Consider the following 2,630-nt stretch of genomic DNA (forward strand, 5'->3'; position numbering starts at 1 on the left):
TACGGCCCGCCGCCGGGTTACGGCCCGCCGCCGTACGGCGGTGGGCCCGGCTATGGCGCACCTGGCTACCCGCCGCCGGGATACGGTCCCCCGCCGGCGTTGAAGCCGGGCATTGTTCCGCTCCGTCCGCTCGGCCTGTCCGACATGTTCAACGGCGCGGTCGCCTACATCCGGGCCAATCCCAAAGCCACCCTGGGTCTCACGACGATCGTCGTCGTCGCCGCGCAGATTCTGACGCTGGTGCTGTCGCTGGTGCCGTTCGCCTTCACCGGCCAGTTCGCCGACGCCATGGACAGCGATGAGCCCACCGCCGAGATGGTGATCAGCTGGGCGGCATCGAGCCTGACCGCAACCGTCTCCACCTTCCTGTCGGCGATCCTGCTCAGCGGCCTGCTGACCGTGATCGTCGGGCGCGCGGTGTTCGGCGCGACGATCACGATCGGGGACGCCTGGCGTCGGTTCCGCCCGAGACTGTGGGCGTTGATCGGATTCACGCTGCTGCAGACCATCGGCGCCGTGTTGTTGATCGTCGTCGCGCTGTTCATCATCTTCGGGATCGCGGTCGCCACCGACGACGGCCTGGTCGCATTTCTCGTGGGTGCCCCGCTGATGCTCGCGGTGCTCGCCGCACTGGTCTACCTCGGCACCATGCTGACATTCGCGCCGGTGGCCATCGTGTTGGAGCGCCGCGACATCATCTCGTCGATCAAACGGTCGTTTGTCCTGATCAAGGGAGACTTCTGGCGGGTGTTCGGCATCCGGCTGCTGGCGACGCTGGTAGCGAATCTGATTGCGGGGGCGGTGGCGATCCCGTTCAGCTTCGGCGGTCAGCTCGTGTTCGCCACGTCGGTGTCGACCGCGGCGATGCTGCTGTCCATGGTGTTGCTGTCGGTGGGTGGGGCCATCGGCCAGATCATCACCGGACCGTTCAGCGCAGGCGTCATCGTGCTGCAGTACACCGACCGTCGCATCCGGTCGGAGGCCTTCGATCTGGTCCTGCAGACGGGCGCGGCGACCGGACCCGCGACATCGTCACCAGAATCCACCGACGACCTCTGGCTAACCCGCCAGAGCTGACATGCCCACGATCGACATCGACCGCGATGCTGCCCACGACGCCGCCCAGCGGGAACTCGCAGATCCCGTCTATCCGCGGCCGTCGCTGACAGAGCAGATCATCAACTGGATCGACGAACTGATCTACCGGCTGGTGGCCGGCGGCGCGGACGTTCCCGGTGGCTGGTTCACCGTCACGGTGCTGCTGATTCTGCTGGCCGTCGCCGTGGTGGTCGCCGTTCGCGTCGCCCGACGCGCCATGCGCACCAACCGAGCTGCTTCGGCGACGCTGTTCGGCGGTCAGGAGCTCAGTGCTGCAGAACACCGCGCCACGGCCGAAAGGTATGCAGCGTCCGGAGATTGGTCACCCGCCGTGCGCCACCGGTTGCGGGCGGTCGCGCGCCAGCTCGAGGAGAACGGTGTGCTCGATTCGGTTCCGGGGCGGACAGCGACCGAGCTGGCGCGTACTGCGGGCCGTGCACTGCCGGATCTGGCCGGCGAACTCGCCTCGGCCGCAGAGGCTTTCAACGACGTGACCTACGGCGAGCGGCCCGGTTCGGAATCCCAGTACCGGATGATCGCGGCGCTGGACGACAAGCTGGGCAGCCACATCGTGCGGCGGCAGGGCGAAGCCCCGCAGACCGAGGCGCCTCAGGCCTGGGTCGAGGTCCGATGACACCGCCCCCGTCGACCATGGTCGGCCCCACCGTGAGCCAGCGTTGGCGCGGACTGCGATGGGTGCTGCTCGCTCTCGCCGTCATCGTCGTCGTCGCCGCGGCCGGTACCTACCTCACCGCCCCTCGACCCGGCGGCAGGATGGAGGCGACGTCGACGTCCGCGGAAGGTGCCCGCGCCCTGGTGACTCTGTTGCGCGACTACGGCGTCACGGTCGTCGAGGCAGAGACCATCGCCGACGTCGAACGCGAGGCCCGGCCCGACAGCCTGCTCGTGGCAGCGCAGACATTCAACCTGTTCGGTGACTCACTGCTGAGCCGGCTGGCGGAGGTGCCGGGCGATCGTCTGCTTGTCGAACCGGTGGGCAGCACCCGCGAGCGACTCGCGCCCGAGATCCGCCGCGCGGAATCAACCAGCTACGGGGGCCTGGCACCCAATTGTGACCTGCGCGAGGCGAATCGGGCCGGAACGGTGCAGTTCGGGGTGGCCGACGCCTACCAGGCATCCGGGACGACACCGGTGACCCGCTGCTACGACGGCGTGCTGGCGCGCTACACCGCAGACGGCCGGACGGTCACCGTCGTCGGCAGCTCCTACTTCATGACGAACGAGGGCCTGCTCGAGGAGGGCAACGCCGCGCTGGCGATGAACCTCGCGGGCACGCGATCCCGGGTGGTCTGGTACGCGCCGCAGCGCGACGAGGGTCAGGACTCCGGCGGGAGCGCCACGGTTTCCGACCTGATCCCCCCGCAGGTGACCTGGGTGGTGTGGCAGCTGGTGCTGGCGGTGGCGCTGCTCGCGCTGTGGAAGGCGCGCCGGGTCGGACCTCTGGTGGCCGAGAGGCTGCCGGTGGTGGTGCGTGCCTCGGAGACGGTGGAGGGTCGCGGACGGTTGTACCG

3 protein-coding genes are annotated in these 2,630 nt (G+C 68.9%); all 3 read left to right on the forward strand.

Features of this window, described 5'->3' with window-relative positions; translation table 11 throughout:
• On the forward strand, window positions 1-1,077 hold a 1,077-nt coding region (locus WA965_RS18115; RefSeq protein WP_526447894.1), incomplete at its 5' end, for a DUF7847 domain-containing protein.
• Between the two features lies 1 nt (window position 1,078).
• Entirely contained in the window at window positions 1,079-1,732 is a 654-nt protein-coding gene (locus WA965_RS18120; protein WP_526303115.1) for a DUF4129 domain-containing protein, read from the forward strand.
• Window positions 1,729-2,630, forward strand: a 902-nt coding sequence (locus WA965_RS18125; protein ID WP_526303116.1) for a DUF4350 domain-containing protein, incomplete at its 3' end; no start/stop codon positions are given. The genes WA965_RS18120 and WA965_RS18125, both read left to right, overlap by 4 nt.

Source organism: Mycobacterium sp. (assembly GCF_049683935.1).
In the GTDB taxonomy this organism is placed as follows: domain Bacteria; phylum Actinomycetota; class Actinomycetes; order Mycobacteriales; family Mycobacteriaceae; genus Mycobacterium.